This is a genomic window from Formosa sp. L2A11, from assembly GCF_009796865.1.
In the GTDB taxonomy this organism is placed as follows: domain Bacteria; phylum Bacteroidota; class Bacteroidia; order Flavobacteriales; family Flavobacteriaceae; genus Formosa.
The window spans coordinates 3,631,645-3,648,771 of record NZ_CP047028.1 but is presented as its reverse complement, the minus strand read 5'-3'; the positions used below and the strand labels follow the sequence as shown (position 1 = coordinate 3,648,771).

Sequence of the window (17,127 nt, the reverse complement as noted above, 5' to 3'; positions counted from 1 at the left end):
CTCAACGTAAGTTGGGAGTTTTTTAGTTTATAGCAGAAAGGATTTCAGAAAGAAAAGTGTTGTAGCTAAATACCGGATCTTCTACTAACCCAAATCTTACTATTACCACATCTTTAGAAGGAATAATACTTACTTGCTGACCTTGATATCCATTGCAAGAAAATAAATCCTTAGGCACGTCCGGATAACGTCCGCCAGCATTTAACCAAAATTGCGCACCATAAATTCCATTAGATGTAGGCGTTGGTGTTTTTGTGTAATCAACCCAGTTTTTTGTTAAGATTTGTTCGCCGTTCCAATTTCCATCGTGTAAATATAAAAGTCCAAATTTACTCCAATCTCTAGCGGTTGCCCAACCGTAAGACGAACCCACAAAATGTCCTTTTAAATCGGTTTCTATAGTCATAGTGTGCATGCCAATTTTATCGATTAATTCGGTGTACCAAAAATCTAAATAGTCTTGTTCTGTTTTAAATTGATTTCTTATAAAACCAGATATTAAATTTGTAGTTCCAGAAGAATAACTCCAACTCTTATTAGGTATGCCTGTAAGTAATTTTTCTCGTGGTATTTTAGGCATATCTTCTTTTAAAAACAACATTTTAGTAACATCAGAAATGTTGTTATAATCTTCTTCCCAAGCCAAACCGCTATTCATTTGTAAAAGATTGTTTAAAGTGATGTTGGCACGATTGTCGTTTTCCCAGTCTGTGAATAAATGCGATTCATCTTTACTTACGCGACCTTGTTTTTCTAAAATTCCAACAATAGCACTAGTAATACTTTTTGTCATAGACCAACCTAAAATTTTAGTGTCTTTATTAAATCCATCGGCATATTTTTCTGCAATAATTTGGTCTTTATACACAACTAATACAGCTCTTGAACGTTTTAATTTTTCATTACCAACATCAAACGCATGTTGTACAGCTTCGTTTAGAAGTGGGTAATCTATATTAGAAAACACAGTATCTTTTTGTTGTAAATCGCCATAAGGAAACGGGAGATTGTTAGATATTTTATTTCTATTTGGCTTTACGGTTAAGGCTGTATGGTCGGAATCTTCTGGAATTAAAATACAACCTAAACCTGCTTTATAAACTGCCGTTCTTGCTTTAAGACCAAAAACGGTAGAGGTTACAGATTTGTTTTTTAAATCTACAGTGTTTGTCGCTAAATTAATAGGGGAGAAGTCGTTGTCTTGTGTTTCTATAGATTCTAATGTTCTACCATCTAAAAAAGTACAAGAACATACACTTTTTGAGGCAAAGCCCGTAATGAAATTTAATTTCGGATAGTTTAAATAAATAATAACGACTACACTTATTACAATAAGTAAACCAAACAGTTTTAGAAATTTTTTCATGCTAATAAATTTGAATACAAGTTAATAATTTCATCTTAGTATTGGTTTTAAAATATTGGACAAATATAGAGTACTGTTTTAGGTTGTAAAAAGGTGTAACTTATGTTACAATATAAACTTGAACTTCCTCATATATTTGCAAGTTGTAATTGGATAATGTTATCCGATTTAATCATTAAAAATAATATATGGATTTTATTTTTCAGCCGTGGTCATGGTTTGTATCCGGGTTTTTAATAGCACTTTTTATGCTTGTGCTTTTACTTTTGGGTAAACGTTTTGGTATGTCTTCTAATTTACGTGCCTTTTGTAGTATTTGTGGAGGCGGGAAAGTAAGCCCATTTTTTAATTACAATTGGAAACAAGATAGTTGGAATTTGTTTATCGTAATCGGTGCGATGTTGGGCGGATTTATAGCGTCTCATTATTTATCTGACGCGAGTATGCCAGACATTAGTGACTCTACTAAATTGGCACTTCAGGATTTAAATATATCTACAGTTAATGGGTATTTACCAAACGAATTATTTTCTATAGCCGCTTTATCTGATGTAAAAACATGGGCGATTTTAATTGTTGGCGGATTCTTAATTGGTTTTGGAGCGCGTTATGCTGGAGGTTGTACTTCTGGTCATGCCATTTCAGGTTTAAGTAATTTGCAATTACCATCGTTAATTGCTGTAATAGGCTTCTTTATTGGAGGTTTATTTATGGTTCATGTGTTATTCCCTTTTATATTTTAAATGATGAAAAAAGTATTATATATAGTATTAGGTTTAGTTTTTGGAGTGATTATGTATAAATCTGAAGCTGCTTCTTGGTTTCGTATTTATGAGATGTTTAGATTCGAATCGTTTCACATGTATGGCATTATAGGAACTGCTCTTTTTTTCGGAATTATATTTGTTCAGAGTATAAAACGTTTTAATATTAAGACGTTCGATGGGGAACCCATTGTTATTGCTGATAAAGAAAAATCTGTTGCAAGATATCTTATTGGTGGTATTATATTCGGATTAGGTTGGGCACTTGCAGGCGCTTGTCCAGGTCCTATTTTTGTTCTTGTTGGAGCAGGATTTGTACCCGTAATTATATTATTAGTCTCGGCTGTTTTAGGAACTTTTGTTTATGGGCTTTTAAAAGATAAGTTGCCGCATTAAGCATATTACTGTAACAAAGGTGTTTTTTACTCGTCTTATATATATCAATCAAATCAAAATCATACAATCATGAGAGAAGATAAACAGCTTTTAATCCTCACACATTTAAGTCAGTTAGCAACTTTGGCTTTAGGCTTTGGTAGTTTGTTAATTCCGTTAATTATCTGGATTACACAAAAAGATAAAGTTTTAGGTATGGACCAAGAAGGGAAGAAAATTTTAAACTTTCAGATTAGTTTAATAATTTACTGTATTATTTGTGTGCCGCTAATTTTATTTTTCGGTTTAGGAATTTTAGGCTTTTTAATTCTAGGTATACTAAGTATTGTATTTCCTATAATGAATGCCTTAAAAGTTAGTAATGGAGAATTAACATCTTACCCTTTGTCTTTTAATTTTATTAATTAATAGATTTAGATATAAAAATAAAAAACGCCCATTGTCATGGGCGTTTTTTTATGTTTTGAAGTGTCCCGTCCTGAAATAGCGATACACTAAAATTTAGTGTAATGAAAACATCAGACCATTTAGGGCACACCAAGCGTACCCAAAAAGACTACTCTCTTTCTTTTAAACTTAAATTAGTTGAAGAATTAGAGCTTGGACTTCTTACAAAATCACAAGCTAAGCTTAAATATGGCATCCAAGGAGATTCTACAGTAACCAAATGGTTGCAAAAATATGGTAACTTTGATTGGGAACACCAATCTCCAAAAACGATGTCAAAAACTCCAGAACAAAAAATACTCGAATTAGAAGCTAAGGTTAAACTTCTAGAAAAGCAAAAGGCAAGAGCAGAACACCTTGCTGAACGTGCAGATAAGAAGGTTATAATTTTTGATATGCTCGTAGATATGGCTGAAAAGGAATATGATATCGAAATCAGAAAAAATTACAAACCCGAGTTATCAAAAACTTCAAAGAAGACCAAAAAGAGACCATAATCTCTTCCTGTGAATTACTCGGGGTAAATAGACAGGTTTATTACAGAGCTATAAAATCCAAAAAGCATAAGCAAAGCTTAGCAAAACAAGTTATAGCTATGGTACGTTCTGTTAGGAATTTAATGCCAAGGCTAGGCACAAGAAAATTATATTATATACTTAAAAATGAATTAAGCAAAGTACATGTAGGTAGAGATAAGTTGTTTAGAATACTCAAAGCAAACCACATGGTTATAAAACCTAAAAAGAGTTATCATATAACAACTGACTCTCATCATAGATTTAGAAAGCATAAGAATAAAATTAATGAGATAGAATTTAATCGTCCAGAACAGGTTTGGGTAAGCGATATCACCTACACTGGGAATAGAAAAAATCCGTCTTACCTTGCTTTAGTTACAGATGCATATTCAAAAAAAATAATGGGCTATGACATATCAAATAGTCTTGAAGTTGGAGGTTCTCTTAGAGCTCTTGAAATGGCTCTAAGAAAAAGAAGTTATAAAGACCAATCTTTAATACATCACTCAGACAGAGGTTTGCAGTATTGTTCTAATGATTATCAGAACTTGCTAAAAGACAAAAATATTATTACAAGTATGACAGAGAAATATGATCCTTATGAAAATGCTATCGCAGAGCGTGTAAATGGTATTTTGAAACAAGAATTTGCAATAGCAACTTACGATACCGATATAGAAACAAAGAAATTAATAATCAAAGATGCAGTCAATATTTACAATAGTTTAAGACCACATTTTTCTAATCATATGCGAACACCTGATATGATGCATAAACAACAAAAATTAAAAAGAAAACAGTATAAATCAAAAAAGCTGAACAATCTTAAGATTGTTCAGCTTTAATTAATATTTTTAATCCTTTAATAATCTGTATCGTTTATTCAGGACTAGACAAAGTGTGTTTAGGTTAAGCGTGTACTGCTTCAGATTTTGAAGATTTTTGGACTAATTCAATTTTTAAATCTTCAAGAAAAGCATCTACTTTGCTAAAGGTCACTCCAGGAACACATATAATGTGTGCAATAGCTTCTTCAGAAGCCATTTGGTATTTTCTACAAAGGGCATCACTTGGTTTTTGAAACACAACAGTTAAACCGTCATTGTTTCTCCAAGCTTTCATCCCTAATAAGTTTAATTTATGTTCTGTATATGCAGCAACTTCTTGAGAAGCTACAACACGGTCTTTTAAACCTTGGTGATCATGTTTTTGGATAAAATCCCAAATAAATAAAGGCGTTAATCCATTTCTAGATCCTGTAATAGTTGTATCCATAGTGCCAACATAAGATACAGAATTCGCAATACGATCTCTGTGTTTACGTTTTACTAAAACGGCTCCACAAGGAATTGGACTACCAATAAACTTATGTCCAGAAATAGAAATACTATCAATGCCTTCTGCAAAATCAAATTTTGGTTTAGGGTCAATATAGGGGGCTATTGTTCCTAAAAAAGCAGCGTCGCAATGGATGTAATAATCCTTAATTGCGTATTTTTTTATAATTTTTTTAATTTCATCTATTTTATCAATAGCTTCCGTCATTGTTGTTCCAATATTCAAAAAGAAAATGGCTGGTTTATCACGACGGTAAGAAATGGTTTGATCTAAATCTTCATAATCCATTTCTCCATTCTCTTGAGAACGAATCACGATGTTAGGAATATTTAATAAATGTAAATTCTTTTTTACACTGTAATGTGTGCTTTCGCTATAGTAAACCATGGCGTTAGGAAAGCTCTCTCTAGCAACGTATAAACCGTATAAATTGCCTTCAGTGCCACCATTTGTAATGTAACCCCAAATATCTTTGGTTTTTCCTGAAAGCATTTCTGTAAAAAATTGAATACATTTTTGTTCGATGTCTTTTGTATCAATAGCAAATGTTGAAGGGTTTTCTGGGTCACCAACATTATTAATACAAATATCTAAGAAAGGCGCATATTCACTATACGAGAAATCTTTAGCAACAGGATACCCTAAAAAGGATTCAGAATGTGCTTTAATTCTATCGTAAACAGCTTGTATTTCTGGTGTATTCATATCTTAAATATTTCTTATACAAAGATACTATTTAATTAAAATATCATGTGTAATATGTGATTTTTGAAAAATTATACTTTATAATTTAATTTATGTAGAATTTATTACTTTTGAAGACTATTAAACGATACCCTTTTAGAAATTCTTACCAATATGAAGTTAGATGCCATAGATTTTAAGCTTATAGAAGCCTTAGAAAAAGACAGTAAACAGTCTATAAAACAACTTGCCGAAGGTGTAAACCTATCTATTACGCCTGTTCACGAACGTATAAAAAAATTAGAATCTTCAGGGATTATAAATGGCTATACAGCAATTATAGATTATAGCAAACTTGGAAAAACGTTAATTGTATATTGTCAGGTTACATTAAAGACGCACCAAGATGAGCCGTTCCGTAAGTTTGAAGCGTATATTAATACGTTAGATGATGTTATTGAAGCAAATTACATTGCGGGAACGTACGATGTTTTGTTGAAGATCTTATTAAAGGATATGAACGAGTACCAAGAGTTTATTTTGAAGCGATTTTCTAAAATGACAATAGTCTCACACATACAAAGTTCGTTTGTGATGAAGAACATAAAGGATGGAAAAAATAAAGTCATGTAAATATTAAATATCTACATGACTTTTATATGGTGTTATATTCTGTAAAATATTAGCTGTTTAGCATTACTGGCATAACAAGCATTGTTACTTGTTCTCCTTCGTCTAAACCATCTATAGGCGTTAAAATACCAGCACGATTTGGTAAACTCATTTCAAGTTGTACATCGTCTGAATTTAAGTTGTTAAGCATTTCTGTTAAGAAACGCGAGTTAAATCCAATTTGCATATCGTCTCCTTGGTAATCACAAGTTAAACGCTCTTCTGCTTTGTTACTGTAATCTATATCTTCTGCAGAAATATTTAATTCTGCACCTGCAATTTTTAATCTAATTTGGTGTGTTGTCTTATTAGAGAAAATACTAACACGTTTTACAGAGCTTAAAAACTGATTTCTAGTAATAGTAAGTTTGTTCGGGTTTTCTTTAGGAATTACCGCATCGTAATTCGGATACTTTCCATCAATTAAACGACAAATTAACTCTACATTATCAAACGTAAATTTAGCATTCGAGTCGTTATACTCTACAATAACGTCATCTTCACTACCTGCTAAAATTCCTTTTAATAAGTTTAAAGGTTTTTTAGGCATAATAAATTCTGCAACTTCAGAAGCAGCAACATCTTCTCTTGTATATTTTACAAGTTTGTGTGCGTCTGTAGCAACAAATGTTAAGCTTTCTGTAGAGAACTGAAAAAATACACCACTCATTACTGGGCGTAAATCGTCGTTTCCTGCTGCAAAAATAGTTTTGCTAATTGCAGTTGCTAAAATATCTCCAACAATTGTTGTTGTACTAGGATTATCTAAAGATACAGCTTTAGGAAATTCGTTTCCGTTAGCATATGCTAGTGCATATTTACCGTGATTAGAACTGATTTCAATAGTGTTATTGTCTTCAATAATAAATGTTAACGGTTGCTCTGGAAAAGTTTTTAAAGTATCTAAAAGTAAACGCGCAGGAATAGCTACACTACCTTCACTTTCGCTTTCTACCTCTAAAGTTGAAGACATTGTAGTTTCTAAATCACTTGCAGAAACTATAAGTTTAGAGCTGCTTAATTCAAAAAGGAAATTATCTAAAATAGGTAAAGTGTTCGAACTATTAATTACGCCTCCTAGAACTTGTAATTGCTTTAATAAATAGGTACTTGATACTATAAACTTCATCTGTATCTCTTAATAAGATTATTTTAATAATTACAAATATATCTTTAATAGGCTGAAATATGAAACAAACTTATTAACATTTAGGCCGTGTACTTTCTTTTTCTTATGTAATTGAAAGCAAAACCAAAAATGGCTAATAATACAATAGGAATCAATGTGTTAAGGAGCTGCCAGCTTAGTTTAGATTCTGCAATTTTTTCCTGATCTAAAAATGCGACCTTAATTTCTTTAGAACGAATGTTTATAAGTCCGTTATCATCTAGGAGGTAATTGACCGAATTCAATAAAAATTCTTTATTTCCAAATAATTGTCCGGTCCAACGGTCAAAGCCTAATTCTTGTGGCACACCTTTAATAACATCATTTTTAATAAGGTCTCCATCTGCAACAACAATCATTTTAGTTGGTGTACTTATATCTTTAATTGTAGCAGCTTTAAAGGGCTTAATTCTGTTCTTGTAAGCAGATGTAAATTCGCCTTCAATTAAAACGGCCAATGGCTGACTTCCTTTATTAAATTCTTGCGGATCTGGTTCTTGTGTTACTTGGTCTAAACTAATCTCTCTTGGTGTACCTTCTAATTTTGTTAGTTTAGCACTTTCTAATAAAATGGTTTTCTTTAAGCTGTTTTTTAAAGTGTCTATCGGGTTCGCAAAATCGAATTTTATAATATTTACATTGTTTACAATCGGGTGTGTATTTGTTGTATTTACTAAAGGAGAATATGGCCAACGTACATTCTGAAACTGAGATTCGCTACCTTCTCCTATGGCTAATGTAATAGGAGCAGAGTAAGGTGTTGCTACTAAATACGGATTGACACGTACACCATATTTAAAGAAAAAATCGGTTAAATTTAAGTCTCTAGCCAAGGCAATAGAACGACCAGATTTATTGTATAAACTATCTTTTTCCATAGCAACAGCATCTATAAGCCAAAGACTTTTTCCGCCATTCATGGTGTATTGGTCTAATACTAATTTCTCTTTTTCTGTAAACGCTTCTGTTGGTTTAGCCGAGATAATTAAATCGTAGTTCTGTAGTTTTTTTAAAGTGCTTTCTGGCTGACTTGCAACACTGTCTAAGGTAAAAGGTGCTATAAAGTAATAGTCTTTAAGTGTGGTTAAAAAATCTGCTAAATACTGATCTTCTAATTCCCCGTTTCCTTTTAAAACAGCAATCTTTTTATTTTTTCCGTGGACTAATTTTCCAATACCATCTGCAAAGGCATATTCTAAATGTTGTACAGAATTGGTTACTAATTCTTGTTGAGAAGCACCTAACTTGTTTTTTACTAAAGGAATTTTAACTGTGACATTGTTATAACTAGCCAAGGCCCAAGGAATAATAATTTCTTGACTGCTTTTACCATTTTCCTGAACGGTAAGTTGCATAGGCGTAAGACCGCGATTATTTAATTGTTGAATAACCTTATCGCGGTTAGCTTCATCTTCTAACGGATTTATAAAATTGAATTTTATATTACTGTTTTGCGTGTAAAACTCTTCTAAAAGTTGTTTGGTCTCTGTTTGAAGACGTCTAAATTCTGAAGGAAATCCTTCACCCTCTAAAAAAACATCAATAACAATAGGTGCCTTTACTTCTTCAACAATATGCTGTGTAGCATTACTTAATGTATAACGATGATCTTGGGTTAAATCGAAACGTTTATATATTTTGTTGCCTATAATATTTAGTACTAAAATACCAAGGATTATTAGCGTAATATGTTTTAGATTCTTACTCATTAAATTCTAGTTCTAATTGATAGTGTTCTAAACTTTGTGCAATATTATTTTTAAATGTAATCTTAATACATTCCTGGTTTTCATTAAAAGCACCAGGTTTAATACCTAAATTGTAATTCCAGAAATTAGGATCGTTTGCTTTTATGGCATCGTTCCAACTAAACCATTCTGGCTTACCTAACATGGTAGAGACTTCTGTTTTTGTTTTTCCTATTAATGTGTCCGATTGCTCTAAATCTTGAGCCATTTCGTATCTAAATGCTGGCGAAGATTCCCAAGCTTCAGCATCAAAATATTTTTCATGATGGTAATCGCTAAAAATGTTTATTAATGGGTACAATACATAATAATACACTAAGGGGGTAAGTACTAGGCTAATTAATATAGCGACCCAAATACGTTTATCTATAGTTCTAGAAAAGAAAAATAGTACTATAAATAGAAGGACGAGTATAATTATAAAAGGAACGGTATAAATCATACTATTTTTTATTAATGTTGAAACGTGTTAAGGCTATAAATAATACTGAAACACTTAAAAAGTAAATAATATCTCTGGTGTCTAAAACGCCGCGACTCATACTTTTAAAATGAAAACTCATCCCTAGGCTATCTATAAAATTACTAGATAAAGCGTCTGCAATGCCTTCAAATCCTATGTAAAAGAAGAAACATAGAAAGACAGAAATTATAAAAGTTACAATTTGATTGTCTGATAACGAAGACCCAAAAATTCCCATAGCAGTGTATGCTGCAACTAAAAATAATAATCCGAAATAAGATCCTAGTGTACTTCCCAGATCTAAGTTGCCTTCTGGGCTTCCTAGTTTGTAAACAGTGTATACGTACAGTAATGTTGGGAGTAGCGCGATTAGGATTAAAATAAATGCACCAAAATATTTTCCTAAAACAATTTGAAGTTTAGAAACAGGTTTAGTTAAAAGTAACTCTAAAGTGCCTTGTTTTTTCTCGTCTGCAAAACTACGCATGGTAACCGCAGGAATAAGAAAAATTAAAATCCAAGGTGCTAATAAAAAGAAGGTAGACAGATCTGCAAAACCGTTATCTATAATATTGAAATCGCCTTTAAAAAACCATAAAAATAATCCATTTAATAGTAAGAATAAAGCAATAACCAGATAGCCTATTGGCGAGGCGAAAAACGAATTAATTTCTTTTTTTAATATGGCAAACATGTGTTTTTAATATAATTTGAAGTTAATAAAGTGTAACGGTTTATGGTAAACTTACCAATTTGTCTACACTCCAGGCTTCAGGTTTATTGTTAAATAATTGTTTTGTTTCTGTCCAAACCGATGTAAATAAATCGGAATGCCTGTAATTATGTAAATCGTGCTCTTCTGCCCAATAACTGTATGTAAAAAATATATTGTCGTGTGTTTTATCTCGATATAATTCTAAAAACTCACAACCTTTAAAATTACGAATCTGAGCTTTGTTAGAATTAAAAATGTTTAAAAACTCATCGACCTTAGAGGGGGCAAAACTTAATTTTACAATGCGTACAAACATATCTTAATCTTTTAAAAAGTTAACGGTTATAGTGTCCATAAGTTTTAATCCCATTAATGTAGATGCACCTCCAACAGTAGACATGTTACTCTTGTATATGGCAATTTCTAAATAATTAGATGAGTTAAAAACAACTAAACCTTTTCCCTCAGATTGTCTGTCTGTAGCAGGTTTTGTGAAATCTACAACTTCGCTATATTTATTGTATATGGTTGTAAATGTATGGTTTCGAGCAGATATTTTATATGCACGTCCTTTCTGTGTACTTTCAAAAAATTTACGTTTAATATTAGAAATTACGTTACCATAATTATCTACATATATTATACTACCAATTATTTGAGTTTTGTCGTCGTTAACGTAAGGTTTTAAATTCTGGATGGGTTTAATCTCTTCAATACGTTTTCCAACAACATCTAAAGTTCCGCCACGTGCAATGTGGCAAGCTACTTTTACAAATACATCTAAAACGGGAAAACTACTCACTATATTTTCGTGAATATTAATTTGTACAATGCGTTCCGGATTAATTTCTGTGCAAATCATACTCATAATCCCATTGTTTGCACAAATAAAATAATGGCCATCTAACAGCACAGCAATGTGTTTGTTTTCTGGGTTTAACTCGGCATCTATACCTATAATATGAATGGTTCCTTTAGGGAAACTTGTGTATGCGTTTTGTATAATGTAAGCCGCTTCAGAAATACTAAATGGCGACACAGAATGAGAGATATCAACAATTCTAACATCATTCAATTCACTATATATAGCGCCTTTAATCGCCCCGGCGAAGTGATCTTTTTCACCAAAATCAGTTGTTAAAGTTATTATAGCCATACGTGAATTGTTGATATGTTTTTTACATATCTGAAGTAAAATTGTTTAAGTTTGTTAGAAGCACAAAACTAATAAAACTTAACTTATAAATTTAATTAAATCGACTAGCTTTTGAACGAAATAATTATTGAACTTGAAGAGATAACTCCAAAAGAGTTTTTTGGAGCGCAAAACGTAAATATTGAACTTCTAAAAAAATATTTTCCCAAATTAAAAATTGTTGCACGCGGAAATAAAATTAAAGCTTTCGGAGATGAAGAGCTTTTAGAAGAGTTTGATCGGCGTTTAACCATGTTACTAAAACATTTTGCTAAGTACAATAAATTAGACGAAAACGTTATAGAGCGCGTATTAACGAGTCAGAGTAGCGACGATTATAAAACCTCTAAACAAAGTGGAGAAGTTATTGTGCATGGTGCTAGCGGAAAATTAATTCGCGCCCAAACGGCAAACCAACGCAAATTGGTAGAAAGCATGCGTAATAACGATATGGTTTTTGCTGTTGGACCTGCCGGAACTGGAAAAACTTACACGGGTGTTGCTTTGGCAGTACAAGCTTTAAAAAATAAAGAAGTTAAGCGTATTATTTTAACGCGTCCTGCTGTAGAAGCAGGTGAGAATCTTGGATTCCTTCCTGGAGATTTAAAAGAAAAATTAGATCCATATATGCAACCGCTTTACGATGCATTACGAGATATGATTGCTCCCGAAAAATTAAACATGTATATTGAAAATGGAACCATACAAATTGCGCCTTTGGCCTTTATGCGTGGTCGTACATTAGATAATGCTTTTGTTATTTTAGATGAAGGACAGAATACAACGCATGCCCAAATGAAGATGTTTTTAACACGTATGGGGAAAAATGCTAAGTTTTTACTTACCGGAGATCCTGGTCAGGTAGATTTGCCAAGACGTATGACTTCGGGATTAAAAGAAGCCTTATTGGTACTTAAAAACGTAGAAGGCGTTGGCATGGTTTACCTTGATGAAAATGATGTGATTAGACACAAATTAGTGAAGAAAGTGATTGAAGCATATAAAAATATAGAAAATAGAGAGTAGGCGTAAGTCTACTCTTTTTTTTATCTAAACTTTTTAATTGTTGTTAAATACGCTGTGTTTTTGTTTGCTGTATTTCTACATAAAAAGGCATCATAACAATCAATTCTACTATACATAAAGCTAAAATTACAGTTTCCATTTTACTTATCTAATTTTGGATGGTTGTAGGTCGGAATTTTCTGTCTTATTGTCGGGTAATTACGTTTGTTTTAAATAGAATATTCAAAAACACTACCTTTATACATCATAAGATACACCAGATAAATATAGCTTCTCTTGTATAGTAAGATTTATATTTTATGAAAACCACACGTGTTTCGTTTTTAATAATAATGTTAATAGCCGTGGTGTTGTTTACAAGTTGTTTAGATGCTTTTAAGACGAAATCTACATTAGAATTTATTCATCCAGATTTACATACAGAATATACTACAAAAACAAAATCTCGAGGTGTTGGCTCTGTAAAAAAGATGAGTTTAACAGATTCTATTTCTAATACTTTAGCTAAAAAAGGAGCATTAATTTATAAGACCTCATGTGTGTCTTGCCATAAATTAACAGATCAGAGACGTGTTGGTCCAGGTTGGGCAGGTATTACAAATAACAGACGTCCAGAATGGATCTTGAATATGATTATTAATACAGATGAGATGTTAAATCTGGACGAAGCAGCGATTATGCAATTAGAAGATTGTTTAACGCGCATGCCGTCTCAGAACTTGAATTTAGAAGAATCGCGATCTGTTTTAGAATTTATGCGTAAAAACGATTTAAAACAAGTGCATAGTAAAGATGGCGCTGTAGAGTAATTAAGCGACCTTTATCTTTTACAACAGTACAGCACGAAAAATATTCTTCATTTTAAAAAATCCGACAAAATTTTTATGAATTATTCCTTACTTTTACGTCTTTAAAATTTATCATTTAATATTAATAATTAAAGCTTCTAAAACGGAGTATAGATGCAATATTACAGACCATGACAATAACAGATACTAATTTCAATTTTCCAGGACAGAAAAGTTTGTATAAAGGAAAAGTTAGAGCAGTTTACAATATTAACGACAATTTATTAGTAATGGTTGCTACCGATAGATTAAGTGCTTTTGATGTTGTAATGCCAAAAGGAATTCCTTTTAAAGGTCAGATTTTAAATCAGATTGCAACTAAATTTATGGCTCAGACCGAAGATTTAGTTCCAAATTGGTTGGTAGCTACACCAGATCCTAATGTTGCTGTTGGTCATTTATGCGAGCCTTTTAAAGTAGAAATGGTTATTCGTGGTTATATGTCAGGACATGCGGCTCGCGAATATAAAGCAGGGAAACGTTTACTTTGTGGTGTTGCAATGCCAGAAGGAATGACAGAAAACGATAAATTTCCAGAACCTATTATTACACCTGCAACTAAAGCAGAAATGGGAGATCATGACGAAGATATTTCTAGAGAAGATATTATAAAAAGGGGTATTGTTTCTGAAGCAGATTATTTAATTCTTGAAGATTATACACGTAAATTATTTCAGCGTGGTACAGAAATCGCTGCAAGCAGAGGTTTAATTTTAGTCGATACTAAATATGAATTTGGTAAAACTAAAGATGGGAAAATTGTCTTGATTGATGAAATTCACACACCAGATTCTTCTCGTTATTTTTATGCAGATGGTTATGAAGCGCGTCAAGAAAAAGGAGAATCCCAAAAGCAATTATCTAAAGAGTTTGTACGCCAATGGTTAATTGGTAAAGGATTTCAAGGATTAGAAGGCCAAGAGTTACCAGAAATGAGCGACGAATATATAGAAACTGTTAGTGAACGTTATATCGAATTATACGAAAACATTATGGGAGAACCGTTTGAAAAAGGAGATGTTACAAACATTCAAGAGCGTATTAAAACAAATGTAGAAGCTTATTTAGCGTCTGTTTAGTCTAATTCTGCTTACCGTATTTAGTTTAATAAAAAGCAAAGCCTTTCTAATGTATACATTTAGGAAGGCTTTTATTTTGTCTTCCTGTAATACAATAAAACTAACTACAACTACAAATATTAAAGCACCTAAAAGTGCTGTTATAGGTTCTAATGCTTCATGAAAATATCTATATAAACCAATACCCGTAAAGCTTCCATAAAGTATTATAAAATGAACAACGTAAATAGAGAGTGTGTTGTTTCCTATTTTAGTAATAAGTGGGTGTTTTAAATAGGCTTCTAAAGCATAGAAAATACCAAACGTAATACCTACAGATCCTAATCTAGAAAATAAATAGTTATAGGTAGAGGCATCGTAAAAAAGTTTTATATCTGTAATATAATAAAGCATTTCTAAAGTAATAGAGCTTAAAAAGCATAAGGCTAATCCTCCTATTAAAAAGCTTGAAATTGCTATAGATTTAAATTGTGCTTTAGTTTGAAATTTCTGAAATATAATTCCCAATACACTTCCGTAAGCCACATAACCAAACCACGGGAAAAATGTAAATACAGAGCCGTTTTCTTTAGTAATATAATTTACCACTAGATCTGGAATGTATGGTAATGCTAAGTTTCTATACAAAGGTTCTGTAAGAAATACAAGAGTTCCAATTGTCGTTAAAAGCAAAGAAAGGAGTATCGGTTTAGTCTTTAATAACAGATATAACCCGTTTAATATAAGTAAAGATACACCTATAATTTGAAGAACATCAATCACTAAAAAATAACTATCAAAGTGTCCCGATAACCAATGAAAAATAGGAATTCTTAAACTGTAACCAATTATAATTAGAGAGATACCGCGTTTTATACTTTTTTTAATTCTGAAATTTTCAGTGTGCTTAGCTTCTGCTTTCTTTAGTAAAAACATAACCACTAAGCCTGTAATTGTAAAAAATAAAGGCGCTGTGTTTCCTCTTAAATCAGACCAGATATTGAATATCATATTGTCGTTTGATTTATATATAGGATCTAATAGGCCATCTATAAAGTGCCCTTGAAGCATCATTAAAATAGCAAAAGCCCTAACGGCATCTAAAAAGTATAATCGGTTCTCTTTCAATTGTTGTAAAATAAAAACGGTGCAAAAATACAATAATTTTAATTCTTTAGTATAATCAAAATTTTGTATTGATTAAAATTCAAAAATATTTGTTAAAATATTAGATTTTGACATAAAAACCCCGTTTTTTTTAAAAAGTAGGATGAAGTTTGAGCTATAAAAAAGATTATATTTAACAAAACATTGTTTCTATTTCATGGAATTTTTAGATAATCTATTTTCAGAATTCGCTTCTTTAGTATGGGGATTACCTTTATTAATCCTTCTAACAGGTGGAGGATTATACCTATTAATGTACTCACAGTTTTTACCATTTCGTTTTATTGGTCATGCTATTCAAGTTTTAAGAGGGAAGTACGATAATCCAAACGATCCTGGAGAAATCACACATTTTCAAGCTTTAACAACGGCATTATCTGCTACGGTAGGTATGGGTAATATTGCAGGTGTTGCGGTAGCGATTGCTATTGGTGGCCCTGGTGCTGTGTTTTGGATGTGGGTAAGTGCTATAATTGGTATGGCTACTAAATTTTTTACATCGTCTTTAGCTGTGATGTATCGCGGAAAAGATAGTGAAGGACAATTACAAGGTGGTCCAATGTATTTTATAGTAGAAGGTTTAGGTAAGAAATGGAAACCACTTGCAGCGATGTTTAGTGTGTTTGGTTTGGTTGGTGCGTTGCCTATTTTTAATGTTAATCAATTAACTCAAGCAATTAACGATATTTTATTAGCTCCAAATAATATTGAAGTTGGGTTTTCATCCAGTTTAATTATCGGATTAATTTTAGTAGGTATTACAAGTGTTGTTGTTTTAGGCGGTATTGATCGTATAAGTAAAACAGCTTCAAGACTAGTGCCTAGCATGGTTGCTTTATATTTTGTATTGGTTTTAATTATTCTAGCGGTTAATATTCACGAAGTACCTAAATATATAGGAATGATTTTCTCTAATGCCTTTACCGCTCAAAATTTTAAAGGGGATAACTTTTTAGGAGGCGCTTTAGGCGGATTAATACTTTTAGGAATTCGTAGAGCAGCATTTTCTAACGAAGCCGGAATAGGAACGGCACCCATGGCTCATGGAGCAGCTAAAACAGCAGAACCTATTCGTGAAGGTTTAGTTGCCATGTTAGGCCCAGCTATAGATACTTTATTAGTATGTACACTAACAGCACTAGCCATTTTAGTTACTGGTGTTTGGGAAACGTCTGATGCTAACGGAGTAAGTTTAACAGCATCTGCTTTTGGACATTCTATTCCTGGTGTTGGTAAGTATTTGTTACTGCTTTGTATTTTTGTGTTTAGTATATCGTCTCTATTTTCATATTCTTATTATGGTACTAAATGTATGTCTTTCCTTTTCGGAGCAGATAAAAAGCATTACTATAATTATATATATATAGCCAGTATTATTTTAGGTGCAACAACATCTTTAAATATGATGATTAATTTAATAGATGGTTTCTTTGCCTTAATGGCAATCCCGACAATGTTGGCTACACTAATAATGGCACCTCGTGTTTTGGCTCGTGTTAAAGTATATGTTGCTAAAATAAAAAAGGAGTAACCTTATTTTAAGGTACTCCTAAT

General features: G+C 32.0%; 19 protein-coding genes. 10 read left to right on the top strand and 9 right to left on the bottom strand.

The genetic code is table 11. The features are described 5' to 3' along the window. Positions 1-22: 22 nt before the first annotated feature. The gene (locus tag GQR95_RS15965) at positions 23-1,366 is read right to left on the bottom strand and encodes a serine hydrolase (RefSeq protein ID WP_159024081.1); all 1,344 of its coding nucleotides are present in this window, start codon (positions 1,364-1,366) and stop codon (positions 23-25) included. A gap of 188 nt (positions 1,367-1,554) precedes the next feature. On the opposite strand from GQR95_RS15965, the gene GQR95_RS15960 reads away from it, so the two are divergent. From GQR95_RS15960 to GQR95_RS15945, 5 genes are all read left to right on the top strand, one after another. Next, the gene (locus GQR95_RS15960; protein ID WP_159024080.1) at positions 1,555-2,109 is read left to right on the top strand and encodes a YeeE/YedE family protein; all 555 of its coding nucleotides are present in this window, start codon (positions 1,555-1,557) and stop codon (positions 2,107-2,109) included. 3 nt (positions 2,110-2,112) lie between these two features. Beyond that, positions 2,113-2,526: a DUF6691 family protein gene (locus GQR95_RS15955; RefSeq protein WP_159024079.1), complete on the top strand. Its 414-nt coding sequence runs from the start codon at positions 2,113-2,115 to the stop codon at positions 2,524-2,526. 69 nt (positions 2,527-2,595) lie between these two features. Further along, a complete protein-coding gene (locus GQR95_RS15950) occupies positions 2,596-2,934 on the top strand; it encodes a DUF4870 domain-containing protein (RefSeq protein WP_159024078.1) in 339 nt (112 codons plus the stop codon). A 101-nt stretch (positions 2,935-3,035) separates the two neighbouring features. Further along, positions 3,036-3,470 carry a hypothetical protein gene (locus tag GQR95_RS17160; RefSeq protein WP_199269618.1) on the top strand — a complete coding sequence of 145 codons (435 nt, stop codon included), beginning with the start codon at positions 3,036-3,038 and terminating at the stop codon, positions 3,468-3,470. Beyond that, positions 3,434-4,336: an IS3 family transposase gene (locus GQR95_RS15945; RefSeq protein ID WP_199269652.1), complete on the top strand. Its 903-nt coding sequence runs from the start codon at positions 3,434-3,436 to the stop codon at positions 4,334-4,336. Before GQR95_RS17160 ends, GQR95_RS15945 begins: the two co-directional genes overlap by 37 nt. Positions 4,337-4,400: 64 nt before the next feature. On the opposite strand, the gene GQR95_RS15940 is transcribed toward GQR95_RS15945, so the two are convergent. Beyond that, positions 4,401-5,534, bottom strand: coding sequence for a histidine decarboxylase (locus tag GQR95_RS15940; protein ID WP_159024077.1), 1,134 nt, complete (start codon positions 5,532-5,534; stop codon positions 4,401-4,403). A 153-nt stretch (positions 5,535-5,687) separates the two neighbouring features. Between GQR95_RS15940 and GQR95_RS15935 the strand changes: the two genes are divergently transcribed. After that, entirely contained in the window at positions 5,688-6,146 is a 459-nt protein-coding gene (locus GQR95_RS15935; RefSeq protein WP_159024076.1) for an Lrp/AsnC family transcriptional regulator, read from the top strand. Positions 6,147-6,195: 49 nt separating this feature from the next. On the opposite strand, the gene dnaN is transcribed toward GQR95_RS15935, so the two are convergent. The 6 genes from dnaN to GQR95_RS15905 form a co-directional block, all read right to left on the bottom strand. Continuing rightward, positions 6,196-7,314, bottom strand: coding sequence for a DNA polymerase III subunit beta (gene dnaN / locus GQR95_RS15930; protein WP_159024075.1), 1,119 nt, complete (start codon positions 7,312-7,314; stop codon positions 6,196-6,198). A gap of 80 nt (positions 7,315-7,394) precedes the next feature. Beyond that, on the bottom strand, positions 7,395-9,062 hold the full coding sequence (gene gldG / locus GQR95_RS15925; protein WP_159024074.1) for a gliding motility-associated ABC transporter substrate-binding protein GldG: 1,668 nt from the start codon (positions 9,060-9,062) through the stop codon (positions 7,395-7,397). Beyond that, positions 9,055-9,543, bottom strand: coding sequence for a hypothetical protein (locus tag GQR95_RS15920; RefSeq protein ID WP_159024073.1), 489 nt, complete (start codon positions 9,541-9,543; stop codon positions 9,055-9,057). The genes gldG and GQR95_RS15920 overlap by 8 nt, the downstream gene beginning before the upstream one ends. Before the next feature lies 1 nt (position 9,544). Then, positions 9,545-10,258 carry a gliding motility-associated ABC transporter permease subunit GldF gene (gene gldF, locus GQR95_RS15915; RefSeq protein WP_159024072.1) on the bottom strand — a complete coding sequence of 238 codons (714 nt, stop codon included), beginning with the start codon at positions 10,256-10,258 and terminating at the stop codon, positions 9,545-9,547. A 40-nt stretch (positions 10,259-10,298) separates the two neighbouring features. Then, a complete protein-coding gene (locus tag GQR95_RS15910) occupies positions 10,299-10,595 on the bottom strand; it encodes a putative quinol monooxygenase (protein WP_159024071.1) in 297 nt (98 codons plus the stop codon). 3 nt (positions 10,596-10,598) lie between these two features. Beyond that, positions 10,599-11,435, bottom strand: coding sequence for an S-adenosyl-l-methionine hydroxide adenosyltransferase family protein (locus GQR95_RS15905; protein ID WP_159024070.1), 837 nt, complete (start codon positions 11,433-11,435; stop codon positions 10,599-10,601). 111 nt (positions 11,436-11,546) lie between these two features. Between GQR95_RS15905 and GQR95_RS15900 the strand changes: the two genes are divergently transcribed. The 3 genes from GQR95_RS15900 (at position 11,547) to GQR95_RS15890 (ending at position 14,427) form a co-directional block, all read left to right on the top strand. Then, a complete protein-coding gene (locus tag GQR95_RS15900; protein ID WP_159024069.1) occupies positions 11,547-12,500 on the top strand; it encodes a PhoH family protein in 954 nt (317 codons plus the stop codon). 299 nt (positions 12,501-12,799) lie between these two features. After that, complete coding sequence (locus GQR95_RS15895) at positions 12,800-13,309, top strand: c-type cytochrome (protein ID WP_159024068.1); 510 nt, start codon at positions 12,800-12,802, stop codon at positions 13,307-13,309. A gap of 170 nt (positions 13,310-13,479) precedes the next feature. After that, positions 13,480-14,427, top strand: coding sequence for a phosphoribosylaminoimidazolesuccinocarboxamide synthase (locus tag GQR95_RS15890; RefSeq protein WP_159024067.1), 948 nt, complete (start codon positions 13,480-13,482; stop codon positions 14,425-14,427). Here the strand turns inward: GQR95_RS15890 and GQR95_RS15885 are convergent. Beyond that, the gene (locus GQR95_RS15885) at positions 14,413-15,534 is read right to left on the bottom strand and encodes a heparan-alpha-glucosaminide N-acetyltransferase domain-containing protein (RefSeq protein WP_159024066.1); all 1,122 of its coding nucleotides are present in this window, start codon (positions 15,532-15,534) and stop codon (positions 14,413-14,415) included. The two genes, GQR95_RS15890 and GQR95_RS15885, sit on opposite strands and share 15 nt — an antisense overlap. A 196-nt stretch (positions 15,535-15,730) precedes the next feature. Here GQR95_RS15885 and GQR95_RS15880 point away from each other — a divergent pair, with 196 nt between their 5' ends. Next, complete coding sequence (locus tag GQR95_RS15880) at positions 15,731-17,104, top strand: sodium:alanine symporter family protein (RefSeq protein WP_159024065.1); 1,374 nt, start codon at positions 15,731-15,733, stop codon at positions 17,102-17,104. Positions 17,105-17,127: the final 23 nt, after the last annotated feature.